This window comes from Streptomyces termitum, from assembly GCF_014650175.1.
In the GTDB taxonomy this organism is placed as follows: Bacteria; Actinomycetota; Actinomycetes; order Streptomycetales; family Streptomycetaceae; genus Streptomyces; species Streptomyces termitum.
On record NZ_BMUL01000017.1, the window covers coordinates 117517 to 133084 of the forward strand.

General features: G+C 70.2%; 14 protein-coding genes. 6 read left to right on the forward strand and 8 right to left on the reverse strand.

The window, feature by feature from the left end:
• Nucleotides 1-59 precede the first annotated feature (59 nt).
• The 8 genes from IE219_RS26405 to rpmH form a co-directional block, all read right to left on the reverse strand.
• A complete protein-coding gene (locus tag IE219_RS26405; protein WP_189981901.1) occupies nt 60-1127 on the reverse strand; it encodes a ParB/RepB/Spo0J family partition protein in 1068 nt (355 codons plus the stop codon).
• The gene (locus IE219_RS26410; RefSeq protein ID WP_189981903.1) at nt 1124-2200 is read right to left on the reverse strand and encodes a ParA family protein; all 1077 of its coding nucleotides are present in this window, start codon (nt 2198-2200) and stop codon (nt 1124-1126) included. The genes IE219_RS26405 and IE219_RS26410 overlap by 4 nt, the downstream gene beginning before the upstream one ends.
• A gap of 237 nt (nt 2201-2437) precedes the next feature.
• Nucleotides 2438-3154 (reverse strand): 16S rRNA (guanine(527)-N(7))-methyltransferase RsmG, encoded by a 717-nt coding sequence (gene rsmG, locus IE219_RS26415; protein ID WP_189981905.1) that lies wholly within the window; start codon nt 3152-3154, stop codon nt 2438-2440.
• Nucleotides 3155-3329: 175 nt separating this feature from the next.
• Entirely contained in the window at nt 3330-3839 is a 510-nt protein-coding gene (locus IE219_RS26420; protein WP_189981907.1) for a Jag family protein, read from the reverse strand.
• 30 nt (nt 3840-3869) lie between these two features.
• Nucleotides 3870-5168: a membrane protein insertase YidC gene (gene yidC, locus IE219_RS26425; RefSeq protein ID WP_189981909.1), complete on the reverse strand. Its 1299-nt coding sequence runs from the start codon at nt 5166-5168 to the stop codon at nt 3870-3872.
• 3 nt (nt 5169-5171) lie between these two features.
• Nucleotides 5172-5498, reverse strand: coding sequence for a membrane protein insertion efficiency factor YidD (yidD, locus tag IE219_RS26430; RefSeq protein ID WP_189981910.1), 327 nt, complete (start codon nt 5496-5498; stop codon nt 5172-5174).
• Nucleotides 5495-5866, reverse strand: a complete 372-nt coding sequence (rnpA, locus tag IE219_RS26435; RefSeq protein WP_189981912.1) for a ribonuclease P protein component — start codon at nt 5864-5866, stop codon at nt 5495-5497. The genes yidD and rnpA overlap by 4 nt, the downstream gene beginning before the upstream one ends.
• Nucleotides 5867-5887: 21 nt before the next feature.
• On the reverse strand, nt 5888-6025 hold the full coding sequence (gene rpmH, locus IE219_RS26440) for a 50S ribosomal protein L34 (protein WP_015659252.1): 138 nt from the start codon (nt 6023-6025) through the stop codon (nt 5888-5890).
• A 400-nt stretch (nt 6026-6425) separates the two neighbouring features.
• On the opposite strand from rpmH, the gene dnaA reads away from it, so the two are divergent.
• The 6 genes from dnaA to gyrB all read left to right on the forward strand — a co-directional run bounded on the left by dnaA (nt 6426) and on the right by gyrB (nt 15557).
• Nucleotides 6426-8225 (forward strand): chromosomal replication initiator protein DnaA, encoded by a 1800-nt coding sequence (dnaA, locus tag IE219_RS26445; RefSeq protein WP_189981914.1) that lies wholly within the window; start codon nt 6426-6428, stop codon nt 8223-8225.
• A gap of 1113 nt (nt 8226-9338) precedes the next feature.
• Nucleotides 9339-10469: a DNA polymerase III subunit beta gene (dnaN, locus tag IE219_RS26450; protein ID WP_189981916.1), complete on the forward strand. Its 1131-nt coding sequence runs from the start codon at nt 9339-9341 to the stop codon at nt 10467-10469.
• Between the two features lie 112 nt (nt 10470-10581).
• Complete coding sequence (gnd, locus tag IE219_RS26455) at nt 10582-11457, forward strand: phosphogluconate dehydrogenase (NAD(+)-dependent, decarboxylating) (RefSeq protein WP_189981919.1); 876 nt, start codon at nt 10582-10584, stop codon at nt 11455-11457.
• Nucleotides 11458-11517: 60 nt separating this feature from the next.
• Nucleotides 11518-12639 carry a DNA replication/repair protein RecF gene (gene recF / locus IE219_RS26460; protein WP_189981921.1) on the forward strand — a complete coding sequence of 374 codons (1122 nt, stop codon included), beginning with the start codon at nt 11518-11520 and terminating at the stop codon, nt 12637-12639.
• Entirely contained in the window at nt 12636-13208 is a 573-nt protein-coding gene (locus tag IE219_RS26465; RefSeq protein WP_229850018.1) for a DciA family protein, read from the forward strand. The genes recF and IE219_RS26465 overlap by 4 nt, the downstream gene beginning before the upstream one ends.
• 318 nt (nt 13209-13526) lie before the next feature.
• The gene (gene gyrB / locus IE219_RS26470; protein ID WP_189981925.1) at nt 13527-15557 is read left to right on the forward strand and encodes a DNA topoisomerase (ATP-hydrolyzing) subunit B; all 2031 of its coding nucleotides are present in this window, start codon (nt 13527-13529) and stop codon (nt 15555-15557) included.
• Nucleotides 15558-15568: the final 11 nt, after the last annotated feature.

A 15568-nucleotide genomic window follows, 5' to 3' on the forward strand; every position in this document is an offset into this window, starting at 1 on the left:
GGTGACGACCGGAACGCGACCCGCCCTCTCTGTCCTGTGCGCCGACGGCGCGGGAGGGGCTACTCCGCCCCGTCCTCCTGATCGGCCTTGAGCCGCTCCATGACCGTGTCCTCACCGGGGGCCAGCGTCGTCAGGATCCGGTCGAGGTCCTCCACCGAGGCGAACTCGACGACGATCTTGCCCTTCTGCTTCCCCAGGTCGACCTTCACCCGGGTCTCGAAGCGGTCCGAGAGGCGGTGGGCGAGGTGCGAGAAGACCGGCGAGACCCGGGCACCGGCCCGGGGCGTCTTCGGCTTCACGACGGTGGGCTGCTCGGAGGCCATGACCCGCACGATCTCCTCGACCGAGCGGACGGAGAGGCCCTCCTTCACGATCCGCTGGGCCAGGTGGTCCTGCGCCTCGGTGTCGTCCACGCCGAGCAGGGCCCGGGCGTGACCGGCCGAGAGGACGCCGGAGGCCACCTTCATCTGGACCGGGCCGGAGAGCCGCAGCAGGCGCAGCGTGTTGGAGATCTGCGGGCGGGACCGGCCGACCCGGTCGGCGAGCTGGTCCTGCGTGCAGCCGAAGTCCTTGAGGAGCTGCTCGTAGGCATGCGCCTCCTCGATCGCGTTCAGCTGGGCGCGGTGCAGGTTCTCCAGGAGCGCGTCCAGGAGCATCCGCTCGTCCTCGGTGGCCCGAACGATCGCGGGGATCCGCTCCAGTCCGGCCGCGGTGCAAGCGCGGAACCGCCGCTCGCCCATGATCAGCTCGTACCGCTCGTCGCCGGTCTTCCGCACGACGACGGGCTGGAGCAGGCCGACCTCCTTGACGGAGGCGATCAGCTCGGCGAGGGCGTCCTCGTCGAAGATCTCACGCGGCTGCTGCTTGTTGGGCGTGATGGAGCCGATCGGCAGCTCCGTGAAATAGGCACCGGCCACCGTCGCGGGCTCGGGCTCCGAACCCGGCTCGGCCGGGGTCTCGACCAGGGCCTCGGGCCCGGCCGGGGCCGCCGCCTGGGGGAAGAGCCGGGCGGCTCCTCCGCCGGGCAGGGTGGAGACGGTGCCGCCCGCAGGCCCCTGCTGGTCCTGGGGGCCGGCGAACAGCGCGCCGAGCCCCCGCGGCCCCAGTCCCCTACGTCGGTCGCTCACTGCATTTCCTCCGCCATGCGCTGGTTGTTCTGGTGCCCCACGCGGCCGTGCTGGTAGGGCTCGTAATGGACGGCGACGCCCCGGAACGCGATCTCGCGCGCCGCCTCGATGTACGACAGGGCTCCGCTGGAACCGGGGTCGTAGGTGATCACGGTCTGGCCGTAGCTGGGCGCCTCGGAGATGCGGACGGACCGCGGGATGCTGGTCCGGAGCACCTCCTGCCCGAAGTGGCTGCGGACCTCCTCGGCGACCTGCGAGGCCAGCCGCGTGCGGCCGTCGTACATGGTCAGCAGGATCGTCGAGACGTGCAGCGTCGGGTTGAGATGGCCACGCACCAGGTCGACGTTCTTGAGGAGCTGGCCGAGGCCCTCCAGCGCGTAGTACTCGCACTGGATCGGGATGAGCACCTCGGCACCCGCCACCAGGGCGTTCACCGAGAGCAGGCCGAGGGAGGGCGGGCAGTCGATCAGGACGTAGTCGAGCGGCTGCTCGTACGCCTGGATCGCCCGCTGGAGGCGGCTCTCGCGGGCCACCATCGAGACCAGCTCGATCTCCGCGCCGGCGAGGTCGATCGTGGCCGGAGCGCAGAAGAGCCCCTCGACGTCGAGGACGGGCTGGACCACCTCGGAGAGCGGCCGGCTGTCGACGAGGACGTCGTAGATCGAGGGGACGTCGGCGTGGTGGTCGATGCCCAGTGCCGTGGAGGCGTTGCCCTGCGGGTCCAGGTCGATCACGAGGACGCGGGCCCCGTGCAGCGCCAGGGAGGCGGCGATGTTGACGGTCGTGGTCGTCTTGCCCACGCCGCCCTTCTGGTTGGCCACCACCATGATCCGGGTCTGCTCGGGGCGGGGCAGGCCCTCCCCGGCACGACCCAGCGCCTCTACGGCCAGCTGGGCAGCACGGCCAATGGGGGTGTCGTCCATCGGGGGCAGCGTTTCACGTGAAACATCTTCCCCCGCCGATTCGGTTCGGGGACCGGGGACCGGATCGGTCATCGGTCCCGCGATGTTGGCGTCGGACCGCAAGGATTCACTCTCCTCGGCATCAAGCTCGCGATGGGGAGAGCCTGCCATGCTTTCGGGGTCCCGAACCAGCGAGGTCGGTGTATCTGTGGGTGAATCCACCTCTGTGGAAAACTCCATGACCCTCGCGAGTGGTTTCGCGCGGGGCTTCCGGTCCCGGGGGGCGGCAGCCGCGCGCCCACGGTTGATGATCCCCTGGAGCAGTGAGCGACGTTTCACGTGAAACACGATGCCCCTGCGGCCCTTCCGGGACCGGCCGACACTCCGTGAAAACGGACGAATGCGGCGTCAGCGGCGGCGTCGGGTCTTGCTCGTCCGCGCCGCCTTGGCCCGCTTGGCCGCGAAGCGCACGCCACCCGGGCTCTCGCCGACCTCGACCCGCACCACGGTGGACATCGGATCGACGACGCCCTCGCCCACCTGGAGCACGGAGGTCTCCACCACACCGAGCTTGGAGAGCGCGGCCCGCGCCCCGTCCAGCTCCTCCTGCGCGGTGTCGCCCTTGAGCAGGAGCATCTCGCCGTAGGGGCGGAGGAGCGGGACGCCCCAGCCGGCCAGCCGGTCGAGGGGGGCGACGGCGCGGGCGGTCACCACATGGACCGGCGGGACCTTGCCGAGCATCTCCTCCGCACGGCCCCGGACCACGGTCACGTGGTCGAGACCGAGCAGCTCCACGACCTCCTGGAGGAAGTTGGTCCGGCGGAGCAGCGGCTCCAGGAGCGTGATCTTCAGGTCCGGGCGGACCAGGGCCAGCGGGATGCCGGGCAGTCCGGCGCCGGAGCCGACGTCGCAGACCGTCACGCCCTCGGGGACAACCTCGGAGAGGACGGCGCAGTTCAGCAGGTGTCGCTCCCACAGGCGCGGGACCTCGCGGGGGCCGATGAGCCCGCGCTTCACACCGGCGTCCGCGAGCAGCTCGGCGTACCGAACGGCCTCGGGGAAGTGCTCACCGAAGACCTTCCGTGCCTGCTCGGGCGCCTCGGGGAGCTCCGCTTCCTCCGTCACGGGGACCGTCCTTCCGTACCGCACGCGTACCGCGCGAGCGCACTGTGGTGGCTGAGTGGCTGGACCCGCGTCCGGCGGGCTGAGCGCCGGTCGGCGGGGGTCCAGTGGCTCAAGTATCAGGCTGACAAAGATCGGCCCCGTCTGCGAACAGACGGGGCCGACGCGTGGAGAGGGGTCAGGCAGGGAGGACGACGACGAAGCGCTGCGGCTCCTCGCCCTCGGACTCGCTGCGCAGACCGGCGGCGGCGACCGCGTCGTGCACGACCTTGCGCTCGAACGGGGTCATCGGGTCGAGCTTGACCGGCTGGCCGGTGGACTTGACCTCGTCCGCCGCCTGGGCGCCGATCTGGGCCAGTTCGGCGCGCTTCTTCGCGCGGAACCCGGCGATGTCGAGCATCAGCCGGCTGCGGTCACCGGTCTCCCGGTGCACGGCCAGGCGGGTCAGCTCCTGGAGCGCCTCCAGCACCTCGCCGTCACGGCCCACGAGCTTCTGCAGGTCGCGGCCGGCGGAGTCGCTGATGATCGAGACCGCGGCCCGGTCCGCCTCGACGTCCATGTCGATGTCGCCGTCGAGGTCGGCGATGTCGAGCAGGCCCTCAAGGTAGTCGGCCGCGATCTCACCCTCCTGCTCCAGGCGGGTCAGGGTGTCGCCACCCTCGGCGGCGGAGGTGGTGCCTTCCGTCACGGATGGACTCCTTCTAGATACGGGGGACGCTTACTTCTTGGAGGAGGGGTGCTTGGGCCGCTGCTGGCCCTTGCGCTGGCGGGAGCCGCCGGAGCTGGCGCGGCTGCGGCCGCCCTGACCGGAGCCCTTGGCCGGGGTCTCGGGCTTCTTCTCCAGCGAGGGCTTCGTCTCGGTGTCCTGGGCGTTCTCGCCCGCGGACTCCTCGGCGGTCTCCCGCACCGGCTCGTCGCCCTCGTCGTCGGCCTTGGCCTGCGGGCCGCCGGACTGACGCTGGGCCTTGGACTGGCGCTTGGGCTGCTGCCGCTTGGGGGCGGCTCCCTCGGCCTCGGCGGCGGCGGTGTCGCTCTTGAGGACGGTGCCGTCGGCCTGGGCGGCGAAGCCGGCCTTGGCGAGGGCGCCGATGAAGCGGCGCTCGTTCTCGTTGCGGTCGGAGCCCTTGGCGACGATGGCCTTGATCACGGCCTTGTGCCTGCGGCTGCGGACCTCACCGTGCTGCGAGACGCTCTTGAGCAGGCGCTGGAGGTAGGAGTCCTGGGCCTTGCTGCCGGGCGTCGGGTTCTGGTTGATCACGTACATCTGCTGGCCCATGGTCCACACGTTGGTGGTCAGCCAGTAGACGAGGACGCCGACGGGGAAGTTGATGCCCATGACGGCGAAGATCACCGGGAAGATGTACATGAGCATCTTCTGCTGCTGCATGTACGGGGTCTTCACCGAGAGGTCGACGTTCTTCATCATCAGCTGGCGCTGGGTGAAGAACTGCGAGGCCGACATCATGATGATCATGATCGCGGTGACGATGCGGACCGAGGTCAGCGAGGCGTCGAGCGCGGCCACCTCGGCGGCGCTGTCGGTGAACTTCGAGGCGAGCGGGGCGCCGAAGATGTGCGCCTTGCGGGCGCTCTCCAGCAGCGGCTGGTCGATGACGCCGATGACCTTGCCCGACGCGATGTTCGACAGCACGTGGTAGAGGGCGAAGAAGAACGGCGACTGGGCGAGGATGGGAAGGCACGAGGAGAGCGGGTTGGTGCCCGTCTCCTTGTACAGCTTCATCATCTCTTCGGACTGACGCTGCTTGTCGCTCTTGTAGCGCTCCTGGATCGCCTTCATCTTCGGCTGGAGCGCCTGCATGTTCCGCGTCGACTTGATCTGCTTCACGAAGAGCGGGATCAGGCAGATACGGATCAGCACCACGAGGGACACGATCGACAGGCCCCAGGCCCAGCCCGTGTCGGGTCCGAAGATGGCCCCGTACAGCTTGTGGAACTGGACGATGACCCAGGAAACGGGCCAGGTGATGAAGCTGAACAGACTGGCAATCGTGTCCACTAATCAGGCTCCTTGAGCATTGGGCGAGGTCTCTGCGGCCGGGCTCGTCTCGGCGGAGATCCCGCCCTTGTCGCCACGCAGCGCGTTCCTGAGCATCTCGTGCCACCGAGGACGCCTGCGCGGGGGGACGTGGTCCACACCCCCGGGCGACCACGGGTTGCACCGCAGGATGCGCCAGGCGGTCAGGGCGATGCCCTTGATCGCGCCATGCCGGTCTATGGCCGTGAATCCGTAGTGGGAACACGACGGGTAGTACCGGCAGACGGGCCCCAGGAGGGGGCTGATCGTCCACTGGTACAGCTTGATGAGGGCGAGGAACGGGTACTTCATCGCGTACCCCCTCCCAGCAGCCGCTGGAGGGCGGCGTCCAGGTCGCGGGCCAGGTGGGCGTGGTCGGCGTCACCGGCTCCGGGCAACGCCCGTACGACCACCAGGCTACCGGGGGGCAGCTCGGACAGCCGATCGCGCACGAGGTGCCGCAGTCGCCGCTTCACCTGGTTGCGGACGACGGCTCCGCCGACGGCCTTGCTCACGACGAAACCCGCACGTGGCGGGGGAGCGATCTCCCCAGGCACGTGCGGGTCCGTGGCACCGCTGCGTAGGTGGACGACGAGGAGCGGACGACCGGCCCGGCGTCCTCGACGTACCGCGGTTGCGAAGTCCTCGCGCCGCCTCAGCCGATTCTCGGTAGGCAGCACGTCATGACCTGTTTAAGCGGATCAGGCGGACAGGCTCGCGCGACCCTTGGCGCGGCGGTTCGCCAGGATGGCGCGGCCGGCACGGGTACGCATGCGCAGGCGGAAGCCGTGGGTCTTCGCGCGACGACGGTTGTTCGGCTGGAAGGTGCGCTTGCTCACTCGGGGGCTCCAGAAATGATTCGGGTGGTGGCGGGACATCGCCTGGCTGTCACCGTGCGCCCACGAGAAGCTCGCAATACGCCCGAGTGCACCGCTTCGTGATCACATAGGGTGATCGTTGCCCATCGGAGGCAGGCGGCAGCAGCCATCGACAACTCGACTTCGTTACGGTACGCGGGGTTACGCCATCCGGTCAAACCGACCCGTCGCAGGGGCCCCTTGTGCACAGGCTGTGGACAACAACTTGAACCACGTCAGCCGCCCCGACTACCGTGGCTGGACTCCGCAACCTTTTCCGGATCTGTCCTCACCTGTCCCGACGGCCCATCCCGTCTCACGGACCTTCGACCCACCGTCCCGAGAACCACACATTCGTGGGACCTGCGAGAAAGCGTGCCCTGTGGCTGACGTACCCGCCGATCTTGCCGCAGTGTGGCCGCGCGTGCTCGACCAGCTCCTGGGCGAGGGGCAGCAGGGCATCGAGCCCAAGGACAAGCAGTGGATCGAGCGCTGCCAGCCGCTCGCCCTGGTCGCCGACACGGCGCTGCTCGCCGTCCCCAACGAATGGGGCAAGCGCGTCCTGGAGGGCCGGCTGGCCCCGCTGATCAGCGAGACCCTCAGCCGCGAGTGCGGCCGCCCGATCCGGATCGCGATCACCGTCGACGACTCCGTCGGCGAGCCGCCGCCGGTGCCCTCGCCCGGACGCCCGGCGCAGCCGCGCTACGACGAGCGTCCGCAGCCGGAGCCGTACGAGAAGTACGAGGGCTACGGCCACCGCCCGCTCCCCGACGACGGGCTGCCCACCGCGCGGCCCGCCTACCCCGACTACGCACAGCCACCGCGCCCCGAGCCGGGGGCCTGGCCGCGGAGCCAGGAGGACCTCTCCTGGCAGCAGCCGCGCCTCGGCGGCTTCCCCGAGCGCGCGCCGTACACCGGACCGGCCTCCCCGGAGCCCTCCGGGCGCTCCCGGTACGAGGAGCAGGGCCGGGGCTACGAGCAGCCGCAGCGGCCCGAGCGCGCCGAGCTGCCCGACCTGTCCGGTCCGGCCTCCCCGGTCCCGCGCCCCGGCCCGCCCGGCGGCCACGGGGCGGGCGGCGGCCCGGACCGGCCGGCCGGCGGTTCGGGCACGGGTTCCGGCGGGTCCTCGGGCGGCGGCGCGAGCGAGCAGCACGCGCGGCTGAACCCCCGCTACCTCTTCGACACCTTCGTGATCGGGTCCTCGAACCGGTTCGCGCACGCGGCCGCGGTCGCGGTGGCCGAGGCACCGGCGAAGGCGTACAACCCCCTCTTCATCTACGGGGAGTCGGGGCTCGGCAAGACGCACCTGCTGCACGCCATCGGGCACTACGCGCGCAGCCTCTACCCGGGCACGCGGGTCCGGTACGTGAGCTCGGAGGAGTTCACCAACGAGTTCATCAACTCCATCCGCGACGGCAAGGGCGACGCCTTCCGCAAGCGCTACCGCGACGTGGACATCCTGCTCGTCGACGACATCCAGTTCCTCGCGAGCAAGGAGTCGACGCAGGAGGAGTTCTTCCACACCTTCAACACCCTGCACAACGCGAACAAGCAGATCGTGCTCTCCTCCGACCGGCCGCCCCGGCAGCTGGTCACCCTGGAGGACCGACTGCGCAACCGCTTCGAGTGGGGCCTCACCACCGACGTGCAGCCGCCGGAGCTGGAGACCCGCATCGCGATCCTGCGCAAGAAGGCGGTGCAGGAGCAGCTCAACGCCCCGCCGGAGGTGCTGGAGTTCATCGCCTCCCGGATCTCGCGGAACATCCGCGAGCTGGAGGGCGCGCTGATCCGGGTGACGGCCTTCGCGAGCCTCAACCGGCAGCCGGTGGACCTGGGGCTGACCGAGATCGTCCTCAAGGACCTGATCCCCGGCGGCGAGGACACCTCCCCCGAGATCACCGCCCCCGCCATCATGGCGGCGACGGCCGACTACTTCGGGCTGACGGTGGAGGACCTGTGCGGTTCCTCGCGCAGCCGCGTCCTGGTGACGGCCCGCCAGATCGCCATGTACCTGTGCCGCGAGCTGACGGACCTGTCGCTGCCGAAGATCGGCGCGCAGTTCGGCGGCCGCGACCACACGACCGTGATGCACGCGGACCGGAAGATCCGGGCCCTGATGGCGGAGCGGCGTTCCATCTACAACCAGGTCACGGAGCTGACCAACCGCATCAAGAACGGCTGACGCGGCGCCGTACGGCCCCCGTACCGTTCCCCGTCCCCTCCTTCCGTTCCTCCGTCGTTCCTCCGTTCTCTCGCGTGCCGCAGGAGGCCCGCAGTACGCCGAAGGGCGCCCCGGACTCCCACCGGGGCGCCCTTCGGCGTTCCCGGAAGGGGTTGCCGGACGGAGTTCCCGGAAGGGCGTCCCGGCGTTCCCGGAAGGGGTCCGAGGCCGTTGAGAAGGGCGGAGGAGAGCGGCGGCGAGCGAGGCCGGCAGCGCCGGACGGATCGCCGTGCGGACGCCCGGACGTTCCCTCAGAAGCCTTCTCCCGGAGGGCCGCGAGGCCGTCCGGGTGGTGCTCCGGGGCCGCCGGCGGCCGTCCTCGCGTGGCATCCGGGCGCCTCGCCCACGCCGGAACTGTTCGATTACCGCGTCTCGCTGGCGGGTTCTCCACAGATTGCGGGATGATCTCCCGTCCACAGGGTGGGGACTGTCGAGTTATCCGGATTCTGTCCACAGGCTGAGTGACCGGCCGACGATCACACCAGCTCAGGGGGGTGTGGATTTGTGAGCAACCGTTCTCCACAGCCTGTGGATGAATCTTTCGTCCACAGGAGCCCCGCAGAGTTGTCCACCGGCTGCCCACAGGGGAGGATCGGTTGCCCACAGCTTCTCCACACCGCTGTCCACTGTTCGGCAACGAAACACCCCCGATCACCGGGAGGAGTGAAAGCGGTCACACCAAGGGAGACGTTTGGGCTGTGGGGAACCCGGGGAAAGCTGGGGACAGCGCTGGGGAGAACTCAGCCCTTCCTGTGCATGGGGTGTGCAGAACTTTCGTGTGTCCACAGAGAACCCTGGTTATCCACGGGTTCCACCCACAGGCGCAGTGGATAAAAAACGGGTGCTGACCTGCATGGACGACGTTATCCACGGTTTCCACAGCCCCTACTACTACTCCCACTCATAGTTAGCTCGGGAATGGCTTTGAAGCGGGGGCTGTGCACAACTCGGCGCCGGAGCCCCGAGCCGCTCTCGTCGCGACTTGACCCCGAGCCGCACCGAGTGTCGGCGGCGTACGTCAGACTGGATCCCGCAGTCGACGAACGAGCCAGCAACAAGCAGGAGGCGGTTCCGGTGAAGATCCGGGTGGAGCGCGATGTACTCGCGGAGGCGGTGGCCTGGGTGGCCCGCAGCCTTCCGGCCCGTCCGCCGGCCCCCGTCCTCGCGGGCCTTCTGCTGAAGGCCGAGGACGGCGCGCTGAGCTTCTCGAGCTTCGACTACGAGGTCTCCGCCCGCGTCTCCGTCGAGGCCGAGATCGAGGAGGACGGCACCGTCCTCGTCTCCGGCCGCCTCCTCGCCGACATCTGCCGCGCCCTCCCCAACCGCCCGGTGGAGATCTCCACAGACGGTGTACGGGCGACCGTGGTCTGCGGCTCCTCCCGCTTCACCCTCCACACCCTCCCTGTGGAGGAGTACCCGGCGCTGCCCGAGATGCCGACCGCCACCGGCACCGTCCCCGGCGAGATCTTCGCCGCCGCCGCCGCGCAGGTCGCCATCGCCGCCGGCCGCGACGACACGCTGCCCGTCCTCACCGGCGTCCGCATCGAGATCGAGGGCGACACCGTCACCCTGGCCTCCACCGACCGCTACCGCTTCGCGGTCCGCGAGTTCCTGTGGAAGCCGGAGGCCCCCGACGCCTCCGCGGTCGCCCTGGTGCCCGCCAAGACCCTTCTGGACACCGCCAAGGCGCTCACCAGCGGCGACACCGTCACCCTGGCGCTCTCCGGCTCCGGCCAGGGCGAGGGCCTCATCGGCTTCGAGGGCGCCGGCCGCCGCACCACCACGCGCCTCCTCGAAGGCGACCTGCCGAAGTACCGCACCCTCTTCCCCACCGAGTTCAACTCGGTCGCGGTGATCGAGACCGCCCCCTTCGTCGAGGCCGTCAAGCGCGTGGCCCTGGTCGCCGAGCGCAACACTCCCGTCCGGCTCAGCTTCGAGCAGGGCGTCCTCATCCTGGAGGCCGGCTCCAGCGACGACGCACAGGCTGTGGAAAGGGTCGACGCCCAGCTGGACGGCGACGACATCTCCATCGCCTTCAACCCGACCTTCCTCCTGGACGGCCTCAGCGCGATCGACTCCCCGGTCGCCCAGCTCTCCTTCACCACCTCCACCAAGCCCGCCCTGCTGAGCGGCCGGCCGGCGGTGGACGCGGAGGCGGACGACGCCTACAAGTACCTGATCATGCCGGTGCGGCTGAGCGGCTGACCTGCGCCGCGGGGGTTCGACTGAGCGGCCGACCCCACAGGTGTGCGGCCGGGTCCGGGCGTAGGCTCGGACCCGGGTAGGTACCGCACACGACGCTTAAGGAACAACTCTGATGGAGCTCGGTCTCGTCGGTCTCGGCAAGATGGGCGGCAACATGCGCGAGCGCATCCGCCGCGCAGGCCACACCGTCATCGGATACGACCGCAACCCGGACCTCGCGGACGTCCACAGCCTCGAAGAGCTGGTGGGCGCCCTCCAGGCCCCGCGCGTCGTGTGGGTCATGGTCCCCGCCGGCGCGGCGACCCAGTCCACCATCGACGAGCTGGCCGAGCTGCTCTCCCCCGGCGACGTCGTCGTCGACGGCGGCAACTCCCGCTGGACCGACGACGAGAAGCACGCAGAGGAGCTGGCGGCCAAGGGCATCGGCTTCGTCGACTGCGGCGTCTCCGGCGGCGTCTGGGGCCTGGAGAACGGCTACGCGCTCATGTACGGCGGCTCCGACGAGCACGTCGCCCGCGTCCAGCCGGTCTTCGACGCCCTCAAGCCCGAGGGCGAGTACGGCTCCGTGCACGCCGGCAAGGTCGGCGCCGGCCACTTCGCCAAGATGGTCCACAACGGCATCGAGTACGCGATGATGCAGGCGTACGCCGAGGGCTGGGAGCTCCTGGAGAAGGTCGACTCCGTGGAGAACGTCCGCGAGATCTTCCGCTCCTGGCAGGAGGGCACGGTCATCCGCTCCTGGCTGCTCGACCTCGCGGTCAACGCCCTCGACGAGGACGAGCACCTGGACCAGCTGCGCGGCTACGCGTCGGACTCCGGCGAGGGCCGGTGGACCGTCGAGGCCGCCATCGACAACGCCGTCCCGCTCCCCGCGATCACCGCCTCGCTGTTCGCGCGGTTCGCGTCCCGGCAGGACGACTCGCCGCAGATGAAGATGATCGCCGCGCTGCGCAACCAGTTCGGCGGCCACGCGGTCGAGAAGAAGTAGCAATCCACAGGCTGTGCACCGTCCGGTGCGCAGCGACCGGGGGAAGGCCGGCGCCCAACCATGCACGTCACGCATCTCTCGCTGGCCGACTTCCGCTCGTACGCCCGGGCCGAGGTGTCCCTCGACCCGGGCGTCACCGCGTTCGTGGGCGCCAACGGCCAGGGCAAGACCAACCTCGTCGAGGCCGTCGGCTACCTCGCCACCCTCGGCAGCCACCGCGTCGCCTCCGACGCCCCCCTGGTGCGGATGGGCGCCGAGCGGGCCGTCATCCGCGCCGCCGTCACCCAGGGCGAGCGCTCCCAGCTGGTCGAACTCGAACTCAACCCCGGCCGCGCCAACCGCGCCCGTATCAACAGGTCCTCCCAGGTCAGACCGCGTGACGTGCTCGGCATCGTGCGGACCGTCCTCTTCGCCCCCGAGGACCTCGCCCTCATCAAGGGCGACCCCGGCGAGCGCCGCCGCTTCCTCGACGAACTCGTCACGGCGCGCTCCCCGCGCATGGCCGGCGTGCGCTCCGACTACGAGCGCGTCCTCAAGCAGCGCAACACCCTCCTGAAGTCCGCCGCCATGGCCCGCCGGCACGGCGGCCGCGGCATGGACCTCTCCACCCTCGACGTCTGGGACCAGCACCTGGCCCGGGCCGGCGCCGAACTGCTCGCCCAGCGCCTGGACCTCGTCCGCACCCTCCAGCCGCTGGCCGACAAGGCGTACGAGCGGCTCGCCCCCGGCGGCGGCCCGGTCCTGCTGGAGTACAAGCCCTCCGCCCCCGGCGTCGGACAGACCCGCGAGGAGCTGTACGAGCAGCTCACCGCCGCCCTCGGGGAGGCCCGCAGGCAGGAGGTCGAGCGCGGCGTCACCCTGGTCGGGCCGCACCGCGACGACCTGCTGCTCCGCCTCGGCGACCTGCCCGCCAAGGGGTACGCGAGCCACGGCGAGTCCTGGTCGTACGCGCTGGCGCTCCGTCTCGCCTCGTACGACCTGCTCCGCTCCGAGGGCAACGAGCCGGTCCTCGTCCTCGACGACGTCTTCGCCGAGCTGGACGCGCGCCGGCGCGAACGGCTCGCGGAGCTGGTGGCCGGCGGCGAGCAGGTCCTCGTGACGGCCGCCGTCGACGACGACGTGCCGGGCGTGCTCGCCGGGACCCGGTACGCGGTGGCCGGAGGGACGGTGGAGCGCGTATGAACGGAACCGGTGAAGGAGGTGCGGAGAATCCTCCACAGGCTGTGGACGGTGCCGCCGCACCCGAACCCTCGGGCGTCGACCTCGCCCGCGTCGCGCTGCGCGCCGCCAAGGAACAGGCACGCGCGCGGGGAGCCGCCGCCCAGCAGAAGAAGCAGGCCCGGCGCGGCGGCGGTCTGCGCTCCGGCGCGCGCGCCGACGGACGCGACCCCATGGCGCTCGGCGCCGCGATCAACCGGCTGCTCGCCGAGCGCGGCTGGGAGACGCCGGCCGCCGTCGGCGGGGTGATGGGCCGCTGGCCGCAGATCGTCGGCGAGGATCTCGCCAAGCACTGCGTACCGGTCCGCTACGAGGAGGAGCCGGACGCGCGCGTGCTGACCGTCCAGTGCGACTCGACCGCCTGGGCCACCCAGCTGCGGCTGCTCGCCCCCACCCTGGTCGCCCGGCTGAACGAGGACCTGGGGCACGGCACGGTACGGCTGATCAAGGTCCTGGGGCCGGGCGCCGGCGCGCGCCGGTACGGGCCGCTGCGGGCGCCCGGGTCGGTCGGTCCGGGCGACACCTACGGCTGATCCCGCCCCTTCGCACAGCGCGGTACCGACCGGTCGGAAGGTCTCCCGCGGGTGCTTCGCGGCGCCTCGGGGAGCCCGCCCGAGGACCGGCGCCACCATCGGTCACCGCCCGAAGCGCTGGGTGGCGGTCAGAGGCCCCTGGAGCCCCTGTCCGGATATGGGGAGTCGTCTCGGGGCCGCCGAGGGCGGCACATGCGCATTCAGGTGCCCGCAAACCCCCATGACTGTCAGCGGTACCGGTAGACTGGAAGACAATCCCGCCACACTGCGGAACTGTCGAACGACGCAGCCGGCTCCCCTATGCCCGGAGCACGGCCTGTGCTGTGCCAGAAAGGGCGCTTCGTGGCCGATTCCGGCAACCCCAACGAGAACAACCAGTACACCGCCAGCAACATCCAGGTCCTCGAGGGCCTGGATGCCGTGCGCAAGCGCCCTGGCATGTACATCGGCTCGACCGGTGAGCGCGGTCTGCACCACATGGTGCAGGAGGTCGTCGACAACTCGGTCGACGAAGCCCTGGCCGGCCACGCCGACACCATCGACGTGACGATCCTGCCCGACGGCGGCGTCCGCGTCATCGACAACGGCCGCGGCATCCCGGTGGGCATCGTGCCCTCCGAGGGCAAGCCCGCCGTCGAGGTCGTCCTGACCGTGCTGCACGCGGGCGGCAAGTTCGGCGGCGGCGGCTACGCCGTCTCCGGCGGCCTCCACGGCGTCGGCGTCTCGGTCGTGAACGCCCTGTCCACCAAGGTCTCCGTGGAGATCCGGACGGACGGTCACCGCTGGACGCAGGACTACAAGATGGGCGTCCCGACCGCCCCCCTCGTCCAGCACGAGGAGACCTCCGAGACCGGCACCTCGGTCACCTTCTGGGCCGACCCGGACATCTTCGAGACGACCGAGTACTCCTTCGAGACGCTCTCGCGCCGCTTCCAGGAGATGGCCTTCCTCAACAAGGGCCTGACGATCACGCTCACCGACGAGCGCGAGTCCGCGAAGGCCACGGTCGGCGCCGACGCCCCGGACGCGGAGACCGCCGCCGAGGCGACCGCCCGCACGGTGACGTACCACTACGAGGGCGGCATCGTCGACTTCGTGAAGTACCTCAACTCGCGCAAGGGCGAGCTGGTCAACCCGACCGTCATCGACATCGAGGCCGAGGACAAGGAGCGCCTCCTCTCGGCCGAGATCGCGATGCAGTGGAACTCCTCGTACAGCGAGGGCGTGTACTCCTTCGCGAACACGATCCACACCCACGAGGGCGGCACCCACGAGGAGGGCTTCCGCGCCGCGCTGACGACGCTCGTCAACAAGTACGCGCGCGAGAAGAAGCTCCTTCGCGAGAAGGACGACAACCTCACCGGCGACGACATCCGCGAGGGTCTGACCGCGATCATCTCGGTCAAGATCGGCGAGCCGCAGTTCGAGGGCCAGACCAAGACGAAGCTCGGCAACACCGAGGCGAAGACCTTCGTCCAGAAGGTCGTCCACGAGCACCTGACGGACTGGTTCGACCGCAACCCGAACGAGGCCGCGGACATCGTCCGCAAGGGCATCACCGCCGCCACCGCGCGCGTGGCCGCCCGCAAGGCCCGCGACCTGACCCGCCGCAAGGGCCTCCTGGAGTCGGCGTCCCTGCCGGGCAAGCTCTCGGACTGCCAGTCGAACGACCCGACCAAGTGCGAGATCTTCATCGTCGAGGGCGACTCCGCCGGCGGCTCCGCCAAGTCCGGCCGGAACCCGATGTACCAGGCCATCCTGCCGATCCGCGGCAAGATCCTGAACGTCGAGAAGGCCCGCGTCGACAAGATCCTCCAGAACACCGAGGTCCAGGCGCTGATCTCGGCCTTCGGCACCGGGGTCCACGAGGACTTCGACATCGAGAAGCTCCGCTATCACAAGATCATCCTGATGGCGGACGCCGACGTCGACGGCCAGCACATCAACACCCTGCTGCTGACCTTCCTCTTCCGCTTCATGCGGCCGCTGATCGAGAACGGGCACGTGTACCTCTCCCGCCCGCCGCTCTACAAGATCAAGTGGGGTCGGGACGACTTCGAGTACGCCTACTCGGACCGCGAGCGCGATGCGCTGGTCGAGCTGGGCAAGCAGAACGGCAAGCGCATCCGCGAGGACTCGATCCAGCGCTTCAAGGGCCTCGGCGAGATGAACGCCGAGGAGCTCCGGGTCACCACCATGGATGTCGAGCACCGCGTCCTCGGCCAGGTCACCCTGGACGACGCCGCGCAGGCCGACGACCTGTTCTCGGTGCTGATGGGCGAGGACGTCGAGGCCCGGCGCTCCTTCATCCAGCGCAACGCCAAGGACGTTCGCTTCCTCGACATCTGAGTCGGTCCCAG